Source organism: Micromonospora sp. WMMD710, from assembly GCF_029626045.1.
Classification (GTDB): Bacteria; Actinomycetota; Actinomycetes; order Mycobacteriales; family Micromonosporaceae; genus Micromonospora.
The window spans coordinates 4,419,526-4,437,161 of the sequence record NZ_JARUBD010000001.1 but is presented as its reverse complement, the minus strand read 5'-3'; the positions used below and the strand labels follow the sequence as shown (position 1 = coordinate 4,437,161).

Genomic DNA, 17,636 nt, shown 5'->3' with positions numbered 1-17,636 from the left:
GTGCGAATCCTGCTGATCGGCCCACACCACGGCGGCGGAAGCATCCCGCCCTACCTCGACGTCTTCACCGCCGCACTGCGATTCCTCGGCGTGCAGGTCGACCGCCTCGGCTCGTCGGGCGTGCCCTACGACAAGGAGCAGGACCGATTCTGGACGGCCGGGCGCGTCCGCCAGGAGGTCGAGGGCATGCTCGTCGGCGTCGACATGAACGCCTACGACCTACTCTCTGTCCATTTCGGAAATCTCGATATCGAGCAACTGCTACCCCAACTGTGGCCAGCCCGCCGACCCCCAGCCATCTACCACCTGCACAGCCTCGACTGGACCCTGTTCACCGACCACATCCCCGAGCCGGACCTACGCGAGGCGGTGAACAGGGGAGTTGCCGGAATGGACGCCTTCGTGTGCTTCGGCGCCTACGGAGCCGAGCGCCTCGAAACCCTCGCCGGGCCCCGCGCACCACGCCTTGTCTCCTGGCTGCCAACCACCATCCCATCGGGCACCTCGCCCAGATACCCGAAGGATCTCGCCGCAGCCCTGGAACCCTCAGACCCCCGGCCGCTTGGCAGCCTCTACGGCTACGCAGCCCCCTGGAAAGACAGCGAGAACCTCATCGCCGCATGTAAGCGGACGAACGAACCCGGCCGCATGATCGTCGCCGGCCCGCTCTGGAACGACCCATCACAGGCAGGACTGGATCTCGCCGCCGAGGTCAAGGGCACCACGCACGGATCAACACAGCTGCGTGTCGTGCCGACGTACCTCGACGCCGCCGCCCGGTTAGCGCTCGTCACGGCGACGGACTTCGGGATCTTCCCCTACCGCACCCAGCCGACCTTCCAGGGCAGCGGTGCCATCGCCGACTACCTCGCACACGGTGTGCCCGTCCTCGCAACGGACGTTGCCAACATGGCCGAACTGATCGGCGGTGCGGGAGTGGTCATGGAGCCCGCGAATCCCCAGTCGATGGCCGAGGCGGTCGATCGCTTTATCCACGATGTGCAACACCGCAAGACCCTGGCCAGCGCTGCTCGGTGCCACGCCCGCCGCTTCAGCGCCGTCCACCACGCCGCCCAGTGCCTTCGGTTCTACGACACCCTCATCAGACGCTGAGAACGGGACCAGCGACCATGACACTTCCCGCTGAACTGATCATCGCCCGCCACGGCGAGGCCCACTGCAACCGCGAACAGCTCGTCGGAGGCCCGCAAGGGTGTCGCGGACTGACCGACCGAGGCCGACGCCAGATCGAACGACTAGCCCAACGACTCGGTCAAGAGCACCACGAGCGCCCGATCCACGCCATCTACACCACGCCGCTGCGTCGAGCCCAGGAAAGTGCCGCGATCATCGGCGCGTACCTTAGCTTGGACGCCGAGACCGTCGCCGACCTCGCCGAGCAGGACTACGGCACCGCCGACGGGCGGCCGTGGGCCGACGTTGTCGCTGAGTACGGGGACATCCCTGCTCTCGATGCGGACCGTCCGCTCGCAGCCGGCGGCGAAACCTGGCGGGACTACCTGCATCGGTCCAGCGCTGCCATCGGTGAGATCACGGCCCTGCATGTAGGTGAGCGTGTCCTGGTCGTCGGCCACGGCGAAACCATCGATGCCGCCTTCCACCACTTCCTGGCCGTGCCCATCGCCGGTCGGGCCACTGCGGCTGTTGCGGCGTACCACGCGAGCGTCACGACCTGGGTGCAGCAACCGCTCTCCTGGACCCGACCCTCCGCTGGTTGGCGATGGACCCTGACCAGCCAAAACGACACCCGGCACCTGTTCGCAGATGCAGAGATGACCGAAGTTAGCGGGCCTGTCTGCGGTGCCAGGCGTCCATCTGAAGACAGGCGACCGATCATCGGGTCGCCGACGCTGCCGACATCATCACCTTCCGGGGCTCGTCTCCCCGACGCGTTCCAGGCCCCGCAGACATCCTCGGGAGGCGTCCAGCCATGACTCGTCGATCTGCCTCCGCCGGTGCCGTTGTCGTGACCGACGACCTCAGCTCTCCACAGATCCTGCTCCTCGATCAGGTCCGCAAGACCGGTGAACGACAGACCGTCGCCCCGAAAGGCCAGCTGGAGCCGGGCGAGGCGCCACTTCAGGCAGCCAAGAGGGAAGTGGCCGAGGAAGCCGGCCTCACCAGAGCGCGCTACAGCGCGTATCTCGGGCAGGAGGCCTACACGTTCACCGACAACGACGGCATGCCAGCGGCGAAGGTCGTCGACTGGTTCCTCTTCACGACATCCACCACCGCCACGACGCCGGCCCGGGACGAAGGCTTCGTCCAGGCCCGCTGGCTCGAGGCTTCCGCGGCCCGGCAGGCCGCCAGCCACCCCCAGTTCCAGCAGGTACTGGATCGCGCCATTGCCGTCATCACCTGGCGTGCTGCTCTTCCTCTGCCGTTCAGCCGGAAGCTCAGTTACCTGGTCGACCAGGTGACGGCAGAGGTCGAGGCCGCCTTCGCCGGACATCCGGATGCCGGGGTGGGGCTGTGCGGATCCGCCGCACGAGGAGACTTCATCGAGGGCTGGAGCGATGTCGACTTCATCGCTTGGAACCTGCCCCCCACGTCGGCCGCCGCCACGTCGCTCCACGAGATCGTCAGTCAAGCGGCCCAACGCCACGATCCTCACGCGTCACTGCACCTCGCGGACAGCCACGGGGGCGACGCCCGTCGCCTCGGTCCGCTCTACGACATGAAGATGCGGATGGCGCTGCGCCGCGTAGGGCTCGACACCGCCGTGATCGCAGGTGCCGCCCCTACCCTCACAGCCGCTCCAGAACAAGTCGATCTCGCTGGTGACCTTGCCGTACTGCACGAGTTCGCCGTCGCCCGTCTGTCCGAGAGCCACCGTACAGAATCGGAACGCGAGAATGCCGCGCGCCAGGTGTTGTCTGTCCTGTCGAGTGCAGGTCGGCTGCTCGTTGCAAGCCGAGCGCCAGAGGTTGGCATGTGGCTTTCTGACGTGGTCGAGGCCCTGCGCGGCCGGCCCGACGACGAGCTCACTTCGCTCCTGCGCGACTACGACGCCTACCGCCGGACAGGCGCAAGCGACATCGAGCGGGCCGAGCGGCTTGCCGCCCGCGTACCAAGTGCGCTCGTGGCCGCGAGACGCATGATCGAGAAGTTGGCATCGCTATGATCATTTTCGCTGACTTGCGACCAGGGACCACGGTCGGCTCTTCCTCCTCCGTGACCCGTCGATCCGCTTGCAGAGACGCCTCGACGAGGCAATCGGAACGATGCTGATCGCTGTCAAAGTCTACGGTGAGTCCATGGCGCACCCGTTCGCGCTGACGCCGCGGCCCGCTGAGGAACGCGACGACCTGATGCTGTGTCGGTCGCCGTTCAAGCCGCACGTCACGTTCGGTGCCAGGGGCCGACCACGTCGGGCTGGCCACCGACTGCTTGCACTACGGGTAAGTGATCCGACAACATCATCGCCGATTGGAGACCGCTCCACGTGTCGAACATCGAGAAGGTTGACGCCGAGCTGCGTGCCCTGACAGCCGGCGTCGACAGAGCTCGCGGCCTCACCGCCGCAGCCGGCACTCAGGCGCAGGAGGTCGGGGTTCGTGCCGCGGGCGCCGGCTTCGCCGCGGTGGCTGCCGGCATGGCCCGGGTCCATAGCGCGATCAATGAGATCCAGGCTGGTCTGGGCCGCCTCTCCGCCTCGATCGGGGAGGCGGCCCAGGCCACCGCGGCGGTGCCCCGCCAGGGCACGCCGCAGGAGACAATGTCCGGGCTCGCGCCGGTGCACAGCGCGGTGGACGGCGCCCGCGACGCGGCGACCGCAGTAATCAGTCAGGCCGGCGCGGCGCAACAACTCGTCACGGCCGTCCTCCTCGGCGGGCAGCCGGGACCCCTGTTGCAGGCCTTGGACGGCGTCAAGCAGGTCATGGTGCTCATCGTTCAACGTACCGGCACCGCCCGGCAGTTCGTCGACGCGGCAGCCGCCGAAGCACGACAGCTGGGATCAGCGGGAAACTGACGAGGGCTGGCGGTTCCTCGCCGGCCAGCCCTTCCCTCGACACCGACGGCAGTACGGCCGCAACCACACCCGCCAAGGAAGCCCCCGACCTCCCCGGATCGGCCTTCACCCGCTGGAGCAGGCCACCCACAGGCGTTCCCGGCGGCTCACCAACCGGACCACGAACCAGGATCCCACCGCGCGAGGACGAAGCGGTACGGCGCTCACTGGAGTTGGAGAACGAGTGCGCCGACACCCTCGCCCACGACGGCTACCGCGTACACCAGAACCCGACACGGCGGGAAATCGCCGATGCACGCCAGAGCACCGGCGACGTGGGCAAGCCGGACAAGGAACCCGACTACCTCATCGAGGGCCACGTCTTCGACTGCTACTCACCCACCCCGGACAAAGCGGTACGCGGGGTATGGACGGAAGTGTCGCAGAAGGTGGCGAGACAGCAGACCCAGCGGGTGGTGCTGAACCTGCAGGACTGGCGCGGTGACATCACCGCCCTGCAGAAGCAGTTCGACGACTGGCCGGTTCCGCAGCTCAAAGAACTGGCAGCGGTGACCCGAAGCGGTGCGATCATTCAGATCGTTCGACGAGACTGAGAAAGCAGGCAGCACGTGGGCATCGAGTACCGACTAACCCTGGCCGGCGACATCCCGCTGGAGGACCTCGCTCCGCTCGTCGCCCCACGTGGCGTCGAGGAGTCGACACAGCCCGGCTACCCCCGGCTGCTCAGCGCCGACCTCCGGGAGGAACTCGGCTATACGGTCACCATCTACGCAGGCAGCAACGGCTACTTCGACGCCGAAGTCGACGGCGGCGCCCGATGGGAATGGGAACCCGACACGTACACCAACGTCGTCTTTGACCTGCGCAAGAACGACCCACCCGAGGACGTGGTCAAGACCATGGTGTCGGCCGTCGGCCGTGTTCTCGCCAGGCGGCAAGAGGATGCCGCGCTCGTGCTCAATGGCAACTGGCTCCTGCTGACGCGAGTCGCGAGAGAGCTACGCGAACACCGACAATCGTGGTGGGACTTTTACGGCGTTCGGGAGATGATTGTGCGGTAGGCCGGCCCACGGGCCGACGAACCCGTGACCGCCTGCGCGGAGTCTTCCTTTCTGCGACCGGCGGATCGAGCCAACGGTCGTCCTCTGTCCGCCAAGGGTATGTCTCGACTGCTACGCGCCCCTCTCTTCCCGTGCCGGGCCGCGCAATCTGGAGCGCGGTAGCTAGAAAGGTCGACGCCGAGCAGACCCAACACGTGATGTTGAACCTTCATGCCTGACGAGGAGACCTCGCCGCCCTGCACAAGCAGATCCACCACTGGCCCACGACAGGCTGGAGGAACTGGCGGCGGTAACGCGCGACGGTGCGATCATTCAGATCCTCCGGCGAGGCTAACGAAGGGACGCGGATGGCTGTCGAGTACCGGTTGACGCTGGCGGGTGACATCCCACTCGAGCATCTGGCGGAACTGGCCGCTCCGGGAGCGGTCGAGACGTCCACGGCGTCCGGCGGCAGGATGCTCAGCGGCGACCTGAACGACGAGCACGGGTACGTCGTGGACGTCACCGGCGGCCGGCGCGGCTACTGCAGCGCCGAGGACGACGGTGGTGCTCTGTGGGAGTGGGAGCCGGAGGCCTACGTCGAAGTCAGCTTCTACATGCGCAAGGACACCCTGGTCGATAGGGGTAAACCCCAGATGCTGGCGACGGTGGCCAGGATCCTCGCCGGCACGGCCGAGGATCCGGCCCTGACTCTCAACGGCGACGTGCTGATGCTGACGCGCGTCGCGGGCAGCCTTCGAAAGCACAACACCGACGGCTGGAACGACGAAGACTACGACAGGATTCTCCACCCCTGAAGGGCGTACGCCTACCTGCCTTACTCTCCCTGCGTGGAACTATCCCTGGACTCTGCGTTCGCGATCTTCGACGCCCAGGACTCCGGGTGCCTCTCCTACGGCGTCGAGGCGTCCGGGCGCCGCTGGTTCGTCAAGACAGCCACCACCGCGCCCAGTCGCCGTTCCTTGCTGCGAGCCGCCCAGTTCCACGCCGCGGTCCAGCACCCGGCGATCGTATGCCCCGAGCAGGTCCTCGACGGGCCGACGCTGGTCTACCCATGGCATGACGGCAGCGTGCTTAACCACGCCACCGTCCACGGTTCGGACCGCAGCGCACTACACCGGTTTCAGCAACTACCCCTGCCCGACGTTGAAACAGCCATCAACACCATCCTCGACGCACACCTGGCCGTAACCGCCGCCGGATATGTCGCGGTCGACCTCTACGACGGCTGCTTCCTCTACGACTTCCACGCCCGCCGACTCCGCCTGATCGACCTCGACGAGTACCGGCCCGGGCCGTTCACCCTCGGCACAGACCGCCTCCCCGGATCCCGCCGCTACATGGCTCCCGAAGAATTCGTCCGCGGCGGCGTCATCGACCAGCGCACCACCGTCTACACCCTCGGCCGCACCGTCCACCACCTCCTCGACTCCCCAACCGGCTGGCGCGGCTCCCACCACCAGATGCAAGTAGCCGTTAACGCCACCGCCACGACACCTGCCGACCGATACCCCGACGTGGCAGCACTCACCGCCGCCTGGCGCACAACCCTGCCGAATCCGTAGCTCGGAGCGCACATCATGATCTTCGTTGACGTGCGCGATGTGTGCTCTCCAGCGGATGTCAACCCGGGTGAACCGGTGCCAACGCGGGTCACCGCGGCCGACCGCCGGTCGCAAACCGGGGTTCGTGTGCTCGAGCTGTGGTCCTGGGCTGGGCGAACGACGGTCCGGGTGACGCGGGCGAACGTGGGCCACTCCCTGCCACCCCAGGTGAACCCCAGGTCGCTAGACTGTCCCCTCGCGCCCTCGTAGCTCAGGGGATAGAGCATCGGTTTCCTAAACCGTGTGTCGCAGGTTCGAATCCTGCCGGGGGCACCACTGCGAGGCCCTGACCAGCGGAAAGCAGGCCATGTTCTCGATGTCTATCTATGTAATTTTGAATCGTCCCTCAGAAACCCCCCAATAACGCTGCAGGGCGACCGGGTTTGGACCGGCACGCCAGGGGGTGCCGGCTGCCGTCCCCGTGCGCCTATCCGGTCTGACGTGGGTTGTGGTCGCGGCGCGTGGGCTTCGTTGTCGGCAGGTCGCCGCCGAGCTGTTCGAGGATGCCGGAGCTGTCCGTAGCGAGGGCGGATTTAACGGTGTAGTGCCTGTTGGTGACCTGCGCCGTGGCATGCCCGAGTTGGGCTGCGGCGCGCTTGGCATCGGCCTCCTTGTCGATCAGGGTGGCGGCGGTCTTGCGGGGGGTGTGCGGGGTGACCCAGTCGAGGCGCGTCGGCGCGAGCTTGCCGCCACTGGCGGCGTGCGTTCTGCGGGGACAGCCAGGTGCCACGCCGGGAGGCAAGGGATCTCCTCCGCCTTGCGTGTGGCGAAGCTGGCCATGTCGCCAGCTTGGGTGGTCACCTTCTTTACGGGATTTGTAGCGGAAAGCCTTGTCGCTACAGCAACTCGCTTGTTGCAGGTTGGTCATCTTGTATGTCGGTCTCCATGACGGCCGACGCTCACGAACGGACGAAATCCTTTCGTAAGTTGACGGCGTCTTCGCGTGTCTGGCAAGGCTGCGCCCCCGCTGAGCGGGCGACTCGCGGGGGCCGTAGAGAGACGTGAAGAAATTGTCCTTGATGAACGAGTTCGGCAGGGCCGGTCAGCACCATCTCATTGGCGGCATCCAACCAGTCGATGTCGAGATTGCCGCCGGGTAGGGTGGCCGCAAATTTTCGATCAAATCAATGGCCACGATGGTGAAGCTGGCAACGATATCGCGCCAAACAGGCCGCCGCCAGTGAAGGCGCCGGCTCCGCAAGGCACGGCTGGCGTATTAAATAGCCATACAAAATCAGTAGTATCCCAGGCTCGAGAATTTCTCCCCGACGTGCCCTGAAAGCTGGGCCTGGTGCGCACGTCAGGATCAGCCGCCCCACCTGCAGATTCTCAGTCATCAAGGGCCTGTGGTTGGGGTCAGGGGCAAGTGGTCAGTCGATATCAACTATGAGTTCATAGTGTCGGGCCTATATTTACGGCGCAATCGGCCGAAACGCCACAGGCGGTATCGATCGTGCGAACCACGAAGCGAATCGCCGTCACCGTTGCGGCATTTGCGGAGTCGCTGTCGGGTATGACGGTGATCGAAACGAGCGGCCAAGCTTCAGCCAGCGACTTCCCTGCCAACCACGCTCTTTGGTGCGAGACGGTGGAATTCGGCGACTGTGTACGATCGAACGATTCACGAGACGGTTCGGGCGGGTTGAGCCCGCAGTAATTTTTTGAACAATTGGCCGGGCGGGCGCGAAAGATGCCCGTAATGCAGGCCCAGGGGTCTGGTCCGTGTGGGAGTGGTGTTGGCCGCAGCCCGTTGTGTGCCTATCCGGTCTGACGTGGGTTGTGGTCGCGGCGTGTGGGCTCAGTTGTTGGCAGGTCGCACCGCCGAGTTGTCCGATGATTCTCTTGTTTGCCAACAGTGTGGGTATGTGCGACCACTCGATGGGGTGTGGAGTCGCGACGGACCTCCTGATGTGTGTGCTTCCTCACCTTCGACGTCACGCGAATTGCCGGTAAAATCTATCGGGTTAATAGGAAATTCTAGGACGGAGTGGCAGTGGTCCGCCATGTGGTGCGTAAGGCGTTGGGGTGGCTGGCGATGATCGTCGTAGCTACCAACGCCACCTTCTTCCTCGCCAGCTGGTTCCTGGACCCACGGTCGAACTACCGGGAGTTGCGACCGGTGCGCACCGACGAGCAGATCGCTCATGCTCTTGCGCCGTACGGATTGTCACCACAGTGGTCGGTCCTTCACCGGTGGTGGTATTGGGCATCAGACGTCGTGCTGCACTTCGACTGGGGCCACTCGCCGACCGGTGTGCAGGTCAACACCGAGGTGCCGCAGCGGGCGTTGGTCAGCGGTCAGCTGATCCTCCTTGGCGTGGTGGCCTCGGTGGTGGTCGGTGTGGCGCTGGGGGTCTATACCGCCAGCCGGCAGTACGGCTTGGCGGATCGCGCCACCCAAACACTCTCGGTTGTGCTGTTCAACGTCCCGACCGCGGTCAGCGCGCTCGGGCTCGTCCTGATGGCCGTCTGGCTCAACGAGCGCGTCGGCACGACGGTGCTGCACGTCGCTGGGGCCAACACCGTCGGCGTGGAGGGAACCTGGGCGACCCTTCTGGACCGCGCCAACCACCTGGTGCTGCCGACGGTCAACCTCATCCTGCTCGGGTACGTCAGCTGGCACCTCACTCAGCGCTCGCTACTGCTCGACACGCTCAACGCCGACTTCGTCCGGACGGCCCGAGCGACGGGGCTGAGCCGGGCTCAGGCGATCAGACGCCATGCCCTGCGGGCCTCGCTGATCCCCACCGCCACCTCGGTCGCCTTCAGTATCCCGGCCGTCTTCACCGGCGCGATCATCACCGAAACAATCTTCGGCTGGGAGGGGATGGGGCGTTACTTCACGGAGACCATCGCCAAGAACGACGTGCATGGTGTGGTGGCGGTGGCCGCCTTCGGTGCCGCCGCGACCGCGGTCGGCGCGATCCTCTCCGATGTCGCCACCGCGGTCCTCGACCCCCGGGTCCGGGTGAGTTGAGATGACCAGGGCACTTCCGACCGGCTCCGTGGGCGGTCCGATCGACGCGTCCCAGGGGGCTCAGGCCGACGTCGCGCCACCGCCGTTACGCCTCGGGCGCCGGAGGCTCTATGCCCGCCGGTTCGCCCGTAACCGCCCGGCGGTCGTCGGCATGGCGATCTTCGTGTTCCTGGGCGCCTACGCTGTGCTCGGCGGGCTGTTCGTCCCGTGGAACTGGTCCGACCAGGACTTCCTTGCGTTGACACAGCCGCCGAGCGGCAGCCACTGGTTCGGCACCAACCAGGGCGGAAACGATACCTTCGCCCAGTCTGTGCACGGCCTGCAGCGCTCATTGGTTATTGCGCTGAGCGTGTCGTTGATGACGATCGCCATTTCGGCGATCGTCGGCGCGGGTGCCGCCTACGTCGGCGGCCGGGTGGAGCGGTGGACCCTCGCGCTGATCCACTTCTTGCTGGTGGTGCCGTCGTTCCTGATTCTCGCCCTGGTGTCGAACCGGGTGGGGGGTGACTGGCGCGTCCTGATTCCGCTGCTGACCATCTTCGGCTGGATGTTCACCGCGCGAGTGATCTGGTCGGTCTCCACCTCGCTACGCGAGCGGGACTACGTCTTGTTGGCCGAGTTCATGGGCGTGCCCGGCTGGCGGATCGTGTTGCGCCACATCGTGCCCCACCTCGGCGCCCTGCTCGTTATCAACTTCACGCTCGGGGTGGTCGCGACGGTCCTGAGCGAGACCTCGCTGAGCTTCCTCGGCTTCGGAGTGAAGACGCCCGACGTCTCGCTGGGCTCGCTACTCGCCGACGGTTCCCAGACGCTGACCTCCGCGCCGTGGCTCTTCGCCTTCCCCGCGGGACTGCTCGTCTTGCTGACGGTGTCGGTGACTCTCATCGGGGACGGGCTGCGTGACGCGCTCGACCCGACCTCAACCGCAGGAGGCCGGGGATGACCACGACCATCACGAACCGAATACTTTCCGTACGCGATCTGGCTGTGACGTTCCCCTCCGAGCAGGGTCCGGTGGAGGCGGTACGCGGCATCGACCTCGACCTGATCGCCGGTCGGACGCTCGCACTGGTCGGAGAGTCCGGCTCGGGCAAGTCGACCGTCGCCACGAGCATCATGGGTCTGCTCCCACCGGGTGCCCGGACGCAGGGCGAGGTCGTGCTCGACGGTCGGAATCTCCTCGACCTCAACGACCGGCAGATGTCCGCCGTGCGCGGGCGCCGAATCGGGATGGTCTTCCAGGACCCCCTGTCGGCGCTGACGCCGATCTTCTCGGTCGGCCGCCAGGTCGCTGACGCGGTCCAGGTGCACAACAAGGTGTCGAAGCGGGCGGCTTGGGAGCGAGCGGTCGAGCTGCTCGACCTTGTCGGTATCCCACAGCCGCATCTGCGCGCCCGGGACTTTCCGCACCAGTTCTCCGGAGGCATGCGCCAACGGGTCATCATCGCCCTGGCGATCGCCAACGACCCCGACGTCATCATCGCCGATGAGCCGACCACGGCGCTCGACGTGACCGTGCAGGCCCAGATCCTCGAAGTGCTGGAGGTGGCGAAGTCCGAGACCGGTGCCGGGGTCCTGCTCATCACCCATGATCTGGGCGTCGTGGCCGGTCATGCCGACGACGTCGCCGTGATGTACGCCGGCCGCATCGTCGAGCGCGCCCCGGTCGAGGTCCTGTTCGCGACGCCGGCTATGCCCTACACCCTCGGACTGCTGGGCTCGATGCCGTCGCCGGAGGCGACCCGCAGGCCGTCGCTGGTCCCGATCGAGGGGGAACCGCCCTCACCCGCGCAGCGGCCCACCGGCTGCCCGTTCGCGCCGCGCTGCCCGCTCGTCCGGGATGACTGCCGCGACAAGGAACCAATCCTCGCCGAGAGCGGGCCACGGCATGACGTCGCCTGCCTGCGAGCCGCGGACGTCGTCGGACGCCAGCCCGAGGAGGTCTTCCCAAGGGTCGAGGAGCCCTCGATCGCTCCCGCCTCCGCCGGCGAGCCGATCCTGCGGCTGACCGGCCTGGCCCGGACGTTCCCTGTCACCAAGGGCGCGATCCTGCGGCGGCAGGTCGGGACGCTGCGGGCGGTCAGCGACGTGAGTTTCGAGATCCGCGCGGGTGAGACGTTCTGCCTGGTCGGGGAGTCCGGCAGCGGTAAGACCACCACGTTGCTGGAGATCTTGCGACTGCGGTCTCCTGAAGCCGGGATCGTGGAGATCCTCGGAAACGACGTGGCGAGCGCGCTTCCGGCGCAGCAACGACGTGAGCTGCGACAGGCCGTCCAGATCGTCATGCAGGACCCACAGGGCGCGCTCGATCCTCGGCTCCCCGTCTTTGAACTTCTCGCCGAGCCGTTGCGCGCCGCCGGGTACACGGCGCAGGCCACCCGCGATCGGATGGTCGAACTGCTCGACCTTGTCGGTCTGCCGCGTTCCTCGCTGGACCGCTTTCCGGCCGCGTTCTCCGGCGGCCAGCGGCAGCGACTGACGATCGCTCGCGCGCTGGCGACCAAACCGCGTCTGCTGGTGCTCGACGAGCCTGTCTCAGCGCTTGACGTCTCGGTTCAGGCCAGTGTCCTGAACCTGCTGATGCGGCTCAAGTCCGAACTAGGTCTGGCGTACCTCGTGGTCGCGCACGACCTCGCCGTCGTCCGCCACGTCGCTGACCGGATCGCGGTGATGTATCTCGGCCACATCGTTGAGATCGGCAATGCCGACGATCTGTTCGCCGAACCGCGACATCCCTACACCCAGGCGTTGATCTCGGCGATTCCCATCCCCGATCCGGTTCGCGAGCGTTCCCGCGAGCGGATCGTGCTGAGCGGCGAGCAGCCCAGCGCGGCGAACCCGCCGGCTGGCTGTGTCTTCGCAGATCGCTGCCAGCTACGTCCGACGCTCGACATCGAGACGCAGGAACTTTGCGGTAGTCGCATGCCAGCCCTCGAGCCGTCGTCGAGCGGCGTCCGGGTCGCCTGTCACGCGGCCTGACAGGGTCGGGGACTGCGCCGGCGACAACCGCCACCTAATCCACATACCTCAATTGGACGCCGTCCGGCGTCGATTCCCCAGAAAGGCACGTCATGCGTACGAAGCTGGAACGACCGCCCCGATTCGGAGCCAGAGCGGGCGCGCGAACGATTGCGTTCGCCGCCGTGCTCACCGTTGGCCTGGCGGGCTGCGCCGCAGGGTCCACCTCCAACGGGTCCACCCGGCCGACGCCCAACGCGGCGCCAGCCAACCTGGACTACAACCCCCAGCCTTACGAGAAGATCAAAGACGGCGGCACACTTCGCATACCCGGCTCGGTCATCGAGCAGGGCAATTTCTTTCACGCCGACGCGAACCTGACCGCGGCCAGGTTGTGGTTCTGGTACAACGCTGACGCGATCACCTACTCACCGACCGGTGAGGTGCAGTACAACCCCGACTACTTCACCGATGTGAAGACCGAGGTCGTCGGTGGCAACCAGCGGGTCACGATCACGATAAACCCGAAGGCGACCTTCAACGACGGCACGCCGATCGACTTCCGGTCCGTCGAGGCGACCTGGAAAGCCAGCAACGGCTCGAACAAGGACTTCTACGCCAGCGACACGATTCCCTACTCGCGGATCGCCGCCGTACACGCCGGCGCGAACGACAAGCAGGCGGTCATCGAGTTCACCGGTGTGAACGCCTGGTGGTCGGCACTCTTCACCACCCTGCTGCACCCCAAGGCGGCCGTTGATGCGAAAACCTTCAACACCGCGTACCTCAAGCAGGTCCAGCCGCAGTGGGGTGCCGGGCCGTACGTCGTGACGAAGTACAACGCCAGCACCGGTGACACCACCTTCGAGCGGAATCCGAAGTGGTGGGGCAAGCGGGGCAAGCTCGACAAGCGGGTCCTGGTCGGCCTCGACACCCAGGCCGCCATCAACGCGTTCCGCAACGGTGAGCTCGACTACGCCTCGGCCAGCACCGCCGAGAGGCTCAAGCAGGTATCCGGCGTGAACGGCACCGAGATCCGTCGCGGCGGAAGCCCGTTCGAGTACTTCCTCTTCCTGAACGCGAAGTCACCGCTCCTCACGGACATCGCCGTCCGTAAGGCCATTCTGCAGAGCATCGATCGCCCGCAGATCGCCCAGATCAATCTGCAGGGACTGGACTACAGCGAACCTCTGCCCGGGTCGGCGATCTTCTACTCCTTCCAGAAGGGCTACCACGACAACGTCTCGGAGATCATCAAGTACGCTCCCGACGCGGCCAAGAGCGACCTCGACGCCGCCGGGTGGAAGATCGGCAGTGACGGCATCAGGGAGAAGGACGGCAAGAAGCTGGAGCTGGGGTACACCCTCACTGGCGACGACGCGCTCGGCAAGGCGACCGCGAACGCGCTCGCCGCGCAGTTGAAGCCGATCGGAATCAAACTCACCATCAAGGTGACCTCGGACAACGACTTCGACTCGACCATCAGCGGCCGTAAGTTCGATCTGTTCCAGGCCGGCAACCGGTCCCTCGACCCGTTCGGCGCGCGCTACCTCGACGGCTTCTACGGCAGCACGAGCAACGAGAACATCACCGGCACCGGCACCCCTGAGCTGGACCAAAAGATCAAAGCTGCCGCCGAGATCGCCAACCCCGACGAGCAGATCGCGAAGGCCAACGAGCTGGAGCGGGAGGGCCTCGCGCAGTACGGCTTCATCCCGCTCTACAGCGGCCCCTCGATCTACGCGCTACCCAAGGGTCTCGCCAACATCGGCGCGACCATCTTCGGCACTCCGCTGCCGGAAACGGTCGGCTGGCAGGGCTAGCAGCTGGCCTTGACCAGTGGCCTCGGCGGGCACGGACTCAACCACGTGTCCGTGCCTGCCGGGGACGCGGGCGGCGGCTGCGGCGACGGTTGCCAGGTCTTCGCTCGGGAAGCCGGCGCGGCTCAGCACCGCCAGGGATGTGGCAGCCATCCGGGACCGTCGGGTCGGCGGCTGCGCTTCAGGGTGACCGGTTCACGATTGCGGCCATTACCTGGCCGAGGAGCAGCCGGCGTGGTTCACCGAGATCCTGGAAGACTTTCTCAGTAGCTAACCGGACCCCCGGGTAGCTGTTCGGCCCGGGTGAGCACCTGGTCGATGAGGCCGTACTCCCGGGCCTGCTCGGCGGTGAACCAGCGGTCCCGGTCCCAGTCGCGCTGGATCTCGTCCAGTGTCCGTCCACTGTGCTGGGCGATCAGCTCCTGCATGGTCCGCTTCACATGCAGCATGTTCTCGGCCTGGATGGTGATGTCCGAGGCGGTGCCGCCCATCCCGCCGGACGGCTGGTGCATCATGATCCGCGAGTGCGGCAGTGCGTACCGCTTACCGGCCGCGCCCGCGCAGAGCAGGAACTGCCCCATCGAGCCGGCGAATCCGAGCGCCAGCGTGGCCACGTCGTTGCGGACGTAGCGCATCGTGTCGTAGACGGCCATCCCGGCGCTCACCGACCCGCCCGGCGAGTTGATGTAGAGGTAGATGTCCCGTTCGGCGTCCTCGGCGGCGAGCAGCAGGATCTGCGCGCAGATCTGGTTGGCCGACTCCTCGGTCACCTCCGTGCCGAGGAAGACGATCCGCTCCCGCAACAGCCGCTCGAACACCTGGTCACCGAAGGTCGGCTGCGCGCCGTCCACCATCCGTATGCCGTACCCGACCATGTGTCGTCGCCTTCCGCCGTGCCGGCGGGCGGCGGGACCGCCCGGTGGACCGGCCCCTCCAGCGTGCGTGCGACGGCCGTCGCCGGCTCAGCGAATCTGCCGCCGGCAGATTCGCCGACGGCAGAACCGGCGCGGCCTACGCGGCGGTCAACCGCCGCGCGCCCGCCCGGGACCGCACGCAGCCCAGCAGGGCGGCGGTACGCGGACCGCGGCGCGAGCCGCCAGCGGAGGCCGTCGCGCCGACGCGCAGGGTCGGCCCGGCAGCCCCCGGCCCTCGGTCCAGGATCGGTCGGCCCGTGCGCAGGGTGTGCTGACCGGCGACGCGGCGGGCCACCTCCACCCGTTCGAGGCGGGTCAGCGCGGCCCGTGGCGCGCTCGGGATGCGGGGCTCGACCCGGCGCAGGTCGTCGCGGGCCTCTTCGAGGAGATCGGAGAGGCGGATGCCGAGGGCGCGGCAGATCGCCGCGAGCACCTCCGAGGAGGCTTCCTTGCGCCCCCGCTCCACCTCGGAGAGGTAGGGGACCGAGACGCCGGCGGCCGAGGCCACCTCACGCAGCGTGCGGCCCTGGCTCTGGCGCAGCCGACGCAACACTCCGCCGATCACTCGTCGCAGCAACGACATGCGGGCCTCACTCTCGCGGTCGTCTGGCGGACACCCCCATCATGCCCTTTCATCGGCACCCTGGCCGACCCGTACCGCCGCCCGAAGCTGGCCGATCGTTGTCCTGTGCGCAACCCCGGCGTGCGGTGCACGGCGTACCCGCTATGTTGTGGGCGTGCAGGCGACGGTGGCGGGGCAGGTTCGACGGTGATCCACTTTCCCGCGCAGCGCCGTGGCCCGCTCAGCGCGCTGAGCCTGCGGCTGGCCGCCGCCCTGGGCCTGGTGTTCGCCGTGGTCGCCGCGGTCTATCTGGGCCGGGACGGCTACCGCGACGTCAACGAGGACGGCCTGACCCTGCTCGACTGCTTCTACTACGCGGTCGTGTCGCTCTCCACGACCGGTTACGGCGACATCACGCCGGCCTCCCAGTCGGCCCGGATGGTCAACGTCCTCTTCGTCACCCCGGCCCGGGTGCTCTTCCTGATCATCCTGGTCGGCACCACTCTGGAAGTTCTGACCGAGCAGTACCGGACCGGCCGTCGCCTGTCGCGGTGGAGGAGAACCGTGAAGGACCACGTCATCATCTGTGGCTACGGCACCAAGGGTCGCAGCGCGGTCTCCGCGCTGATGGAGAACGGTCTGGGCCGCTCCCGCATCGTGGTGGTCGAGCGCAGCGCCGCCGCCCTGCGGCAGGCCACCTCCGCCGGGCTGGTGGCGATCGAGGGTTCGGCGACCCGGTCGTCGGTGTTGAACGAGGCGCATGTCAAGAACGCGAAGGCAGTGATCATCGCGACCGACAGTGACGATGCCTCGGTGCTGGTGGCGCTGACCGTCCGGCAGCTCACGGCCGGGCAGGTCAGGATCATCGCGGCGGCCCGGGAGGCGGAGAACGCTCCGCTGCTCAAGCAGAGCGGCGCGCACCACGTGATCGTCTCCTCGGCCACCGCCGGTCGACTGCTCGGCCTGTCGACGTCGGCGCCGCCGCTCATCGACGTGGTGGAGGACCTGCTGACCCCCGGGCAGGGGATGGCGTTGGCGATGCGCTCGGCGGAGCGGGACGAGGTGGGTCGCTCGCCGCGCGAACTGGACTCGCTGGTGATCGCCCTGGTGCGTCGGGGCAAGGTGGTCACCCTGGCCGACCGGGCGGGTGCGGTGATCGAGACCGGCGACATGCTGGTGCACGTACGCGACGACCGCCCGCAGTCCACCGCGACCGCCTGAGGTCACGCCGGACGCGGCGGCGTCAGCAGGCGTCGATGTCGGTGTCCGTGCCGCAGATCGTCTCGGTGCAGGTGACCTGCGTGGTGGCGGCCCGCCGGAGCAGCTCGTAGAGCGTCTCCCGCTCGGCTGGCCCCAACGCCCCCAGCACCTCGTCCTCGGCGCTCGCGAGGGCACATTCGGCCTCTTTGAGGCTTTTCGCCCCATCGTCGGTGAGTTCGACGACGTGCCGTCGGCGGTCCTGCGGCGACCGGCGGCGCTCGATCAGCTGCTTCGCTTCCAGGTCGTTGAGCAGCCCGACGATGTTGGTGCTGTCCATTTCCAGGGTGGTGGCGAGCGCCTGCTGGCTGGTGCCACCGCCGGCGCGCAGCACCGTGAGCGCGACCAGGTGTCGAGGTCGCAGGCCCAGCGGCGCCAGTACCGACTCCGCCCGTAGTCGCATCCGCCGGGCCAGGTGGTCCAGCAGTGCCCCGGAGCGGTGCTCCGAGGGCTCCAGGGGCGGGGCGGACATGTGACCCAGTCTACCGA

General features: G+C 67.2%; 16 protein-coding genes, 1 tRNA gene and 1 pseudogene. 14 read left to right on the top strand and 4 right to left on the bottom strand.

What is annotated here, in order from left to right; translation table 11 throughout:
• The 9 genes from O7620_RS20520 to O7620_RS20480 all read left to right on the top strand — a co-directional run bounded on the left by O7620_RS20520 (nt 1) and on the right by O7620_RS20480 (nt 6,935).
• Nucleotides 1–1,113, top strand: coding sequence for a glycosyltransferase family 4 protein (locus O7620_RS20520; RefSeq protein ID WP_278124481.1), 1,113 nt, complete (start codon nt 1–3; stop codon nt 1,111–1,113).
• 17 nt (nt 1,114–1,130) lie between these two features.
• A complete protein-coding gene (locus O7620_RS20515) occupies nt 1,131–1,955 on the top strand; it encodes a histidine phosphatase family protein (protein WP_278124480.1) in 825 nt (274 codons plus the stop codon).
• The gene (locus tag O7620_RS20510) at nt 1,952–3,145 is read left to right on the top strand and encodes an NUDIX domain-containing protein (RefSeq protein ID WP_278124478.1); all 1,194 of its coding nucleotides are present in this window, start codon (nt 1,952–1,954) and stop codon (nt 3,143–3,145) included. The genes O7620_RS20515 and O7620_RS20510 overlap by 4 nt, the downstream gene beginning before the upstream one ends.
• Nucleotides 3,146–3,466: 321 nt before the next feature.
• A complete protein-coding gene (locus tag O7620_RS20505; protein WP_278124477.1) occupies nt 3,467–3,994 on the top strand; it encodes a DUF6244 family protein in 528 nt (175 codons plus the stop codon).
• Nucleotides 3,995–4,200: 206 nt separating this feature from the next.
• Nucleotides 4,201–4,587 carry a hypothetical protein gene (locus tag O7620_RS20500; protein ID WP_278127080.1) on the top strand — a complete coding sequence of 129 codons (387 nt, stop codon included), beginning with the start codon at nt 4,201–4,203 and terminating at the stop codon, nt 4,585–4,587.
• Nucleotides 4,588–4,602: 15 nt separating this feature from the next.
• Nucleotides 4,603–5,055, top strand: a complete 453-nt coding sequence (locus O7620_RS20495; protein ID WP_278124475.1) for a SitI3 family protein — start codon at nt 4,603–4,605, stop codon at nt 5,053–5,055.
• A gap of 347 nt (nt 5,056–5,402) precedes the next feature.
• On the top strand, nt 5,403–5,852 hold the full coding sequence (locus O7620_RS20490) for a SitI3 family protein (RefSeq protein WP_278124474.1): 450 nt from the start codon (nt 5,403–5,405) through the stop codon (nt 5,850–5,852).
• A 33-nt stretch (nt 5,853–5,885) separates the two neighbouring features.
• A complete protein-coding gene (locus O7620_RS20485) occupies nt 5,886–6,620 on the top strand; it encodes a serine/threonine protein kinase (RefSeq protein WP_278124472.1) in 735 nt (244 codons plus the stop codon).
• Nucleotides 6,621–6,859: 239 nt separating this feature from the next.
• Nucleotides 6,860–6,935 (top strand) — tRNA-Arg (locus O7620_RS20480).
• A gap of 151 nt (nt 6,936–7,086) precedes the next feature.
• On the opposite strand, the pseudogene O7620_RS20475 reads toward O7620_RS20480, so the two are convergent.
• A pseudogene (locus O7620_RS20475) lies at nt 7,087–7,399 on the bottom strand (tyrosine-type recombinase/integrase); the annotation flags it as partial.
• A gap of 1,295 nt (nt 7,400–8,694) precedes the next feature.
• Between O7620_RS20475 and O7620_RS20470 the strand changes: the two are divergent.
• From O7620_RS20470 to O7620_RS20455, 4 genes are all read left to right on the top strand, one after another.
• On the top strand, nt 8,695–9,636 hold the full coding sequence (locus tag O7620_RS20470; RefSeq protein WP_278124471.1) for an ABC transporter permease: 942 nt from the start codon (nt 8,695–8,697) through the stop codon (nt 9,634–9,636).
• A gap of 1 nt (nt 9,637) precedes the next feature.
• On the top strand, nt 9,638–10,579 hold the full coding sequence (locus O7620_RS20465) for an ABC transporter permease (protein WP_278124469.1): 942 nt from the start codon (nt 9,638–9,640) through the stop codon (nt 10,577–10,579).
• On the top strand, nt 10,576–12,615 hold the full coding sequence (locus tag O7620_RS20460; RefSeq protein WP_278124468.1) for an ABC transporter ATP-binding protein: 2,040 nt from the start codon (nt 10,576–10,578) through the stop codon (nt 12,613–12,615). The genes O7620_RS20465 and O7620_RS20460 overlap by 4 nt, the downstream gene beginning before the upstream one ends.
• A 164-nt stretch (nt 12,616–12,779) precedes the next feature.
• Nucleotides 12,780–14,417, top strand: coding sequence for an ABC transporter family substrate-binding protein (locus O7620_RS20455; RefSeq protein ID WP_278124466.1), 1,638 nt, complete (start codon nt 12,780–12,782; stop codon nt 14,415–14,417).
• Between the two features lie 260 nt (nt 14,418–14,677).
• On the opposite strand, the gene O7620_RS20450 is transcribed toward O7620_RS20455, so the two are convergent.
• Together O7620_RS20450 and O7620_RS20445 are read right to left on the bottom strand one after the other, a co-directional pair.
• On the bottom strand, nt 14,678–15,289 hold the full coding sequence (locus tag O7620_RS20450; protein WP_278124465.1) for an ATP-dependent Clp protease proteolytic subunit: 612 nt from the start codon (nt 15,287–15,289) through the stop codon (nt 14,678–14,680).
• Between the two features lie 136 nt (nt 15,290–15,425).
• Nucleotides 15,426–15,911, bottom strand: coding sequence for a helix-turn-helix domain-containing protein (locus tag O7620_RS20445; protein WP_278124463.1), 486 nt, complete (start codon nt 15,909–15,911; stop codon nt 15,426–15,428).
• 186 nt (nt 15,912–16,097) lie between these two features.
• On the opposite strand from O7620_RS20445, the gene O7620_RS20440 reads away from it, so the two are divergent.
• Nucleotides 16,098–17,111: a potassium channel family protein gene (locus tag O7620_RS20440; RefSeq protein ID WP_278124462.1), complete on the top strand. Its 1,014-nt coding sequence runs from the start codon at nt 16,098–16,100 to the stop codon at nt 17,109–17,111.
• A 22-nt stretch (nt 17,112–17,133) separates the two neighbouring features.
• Here O7620_RS20440 and O7620_RS20435 read toward each other — a convergent pair whose 3' ends face one another.
• Nucleotides 17,134–17,619: a MarR family winged helix-turn-helix transcriptional regulator gene (locus O7620_RS20435; protein ID WP_192580466.1), complete on the bottom strand. Its 486-nt coding sequence runs from the start codon at nt 17,617–17,619 to the stop codon at nt 17,134–17,136.
• Nucleotides 17,620–17,636: the final 17 nt, after the last annotated feature.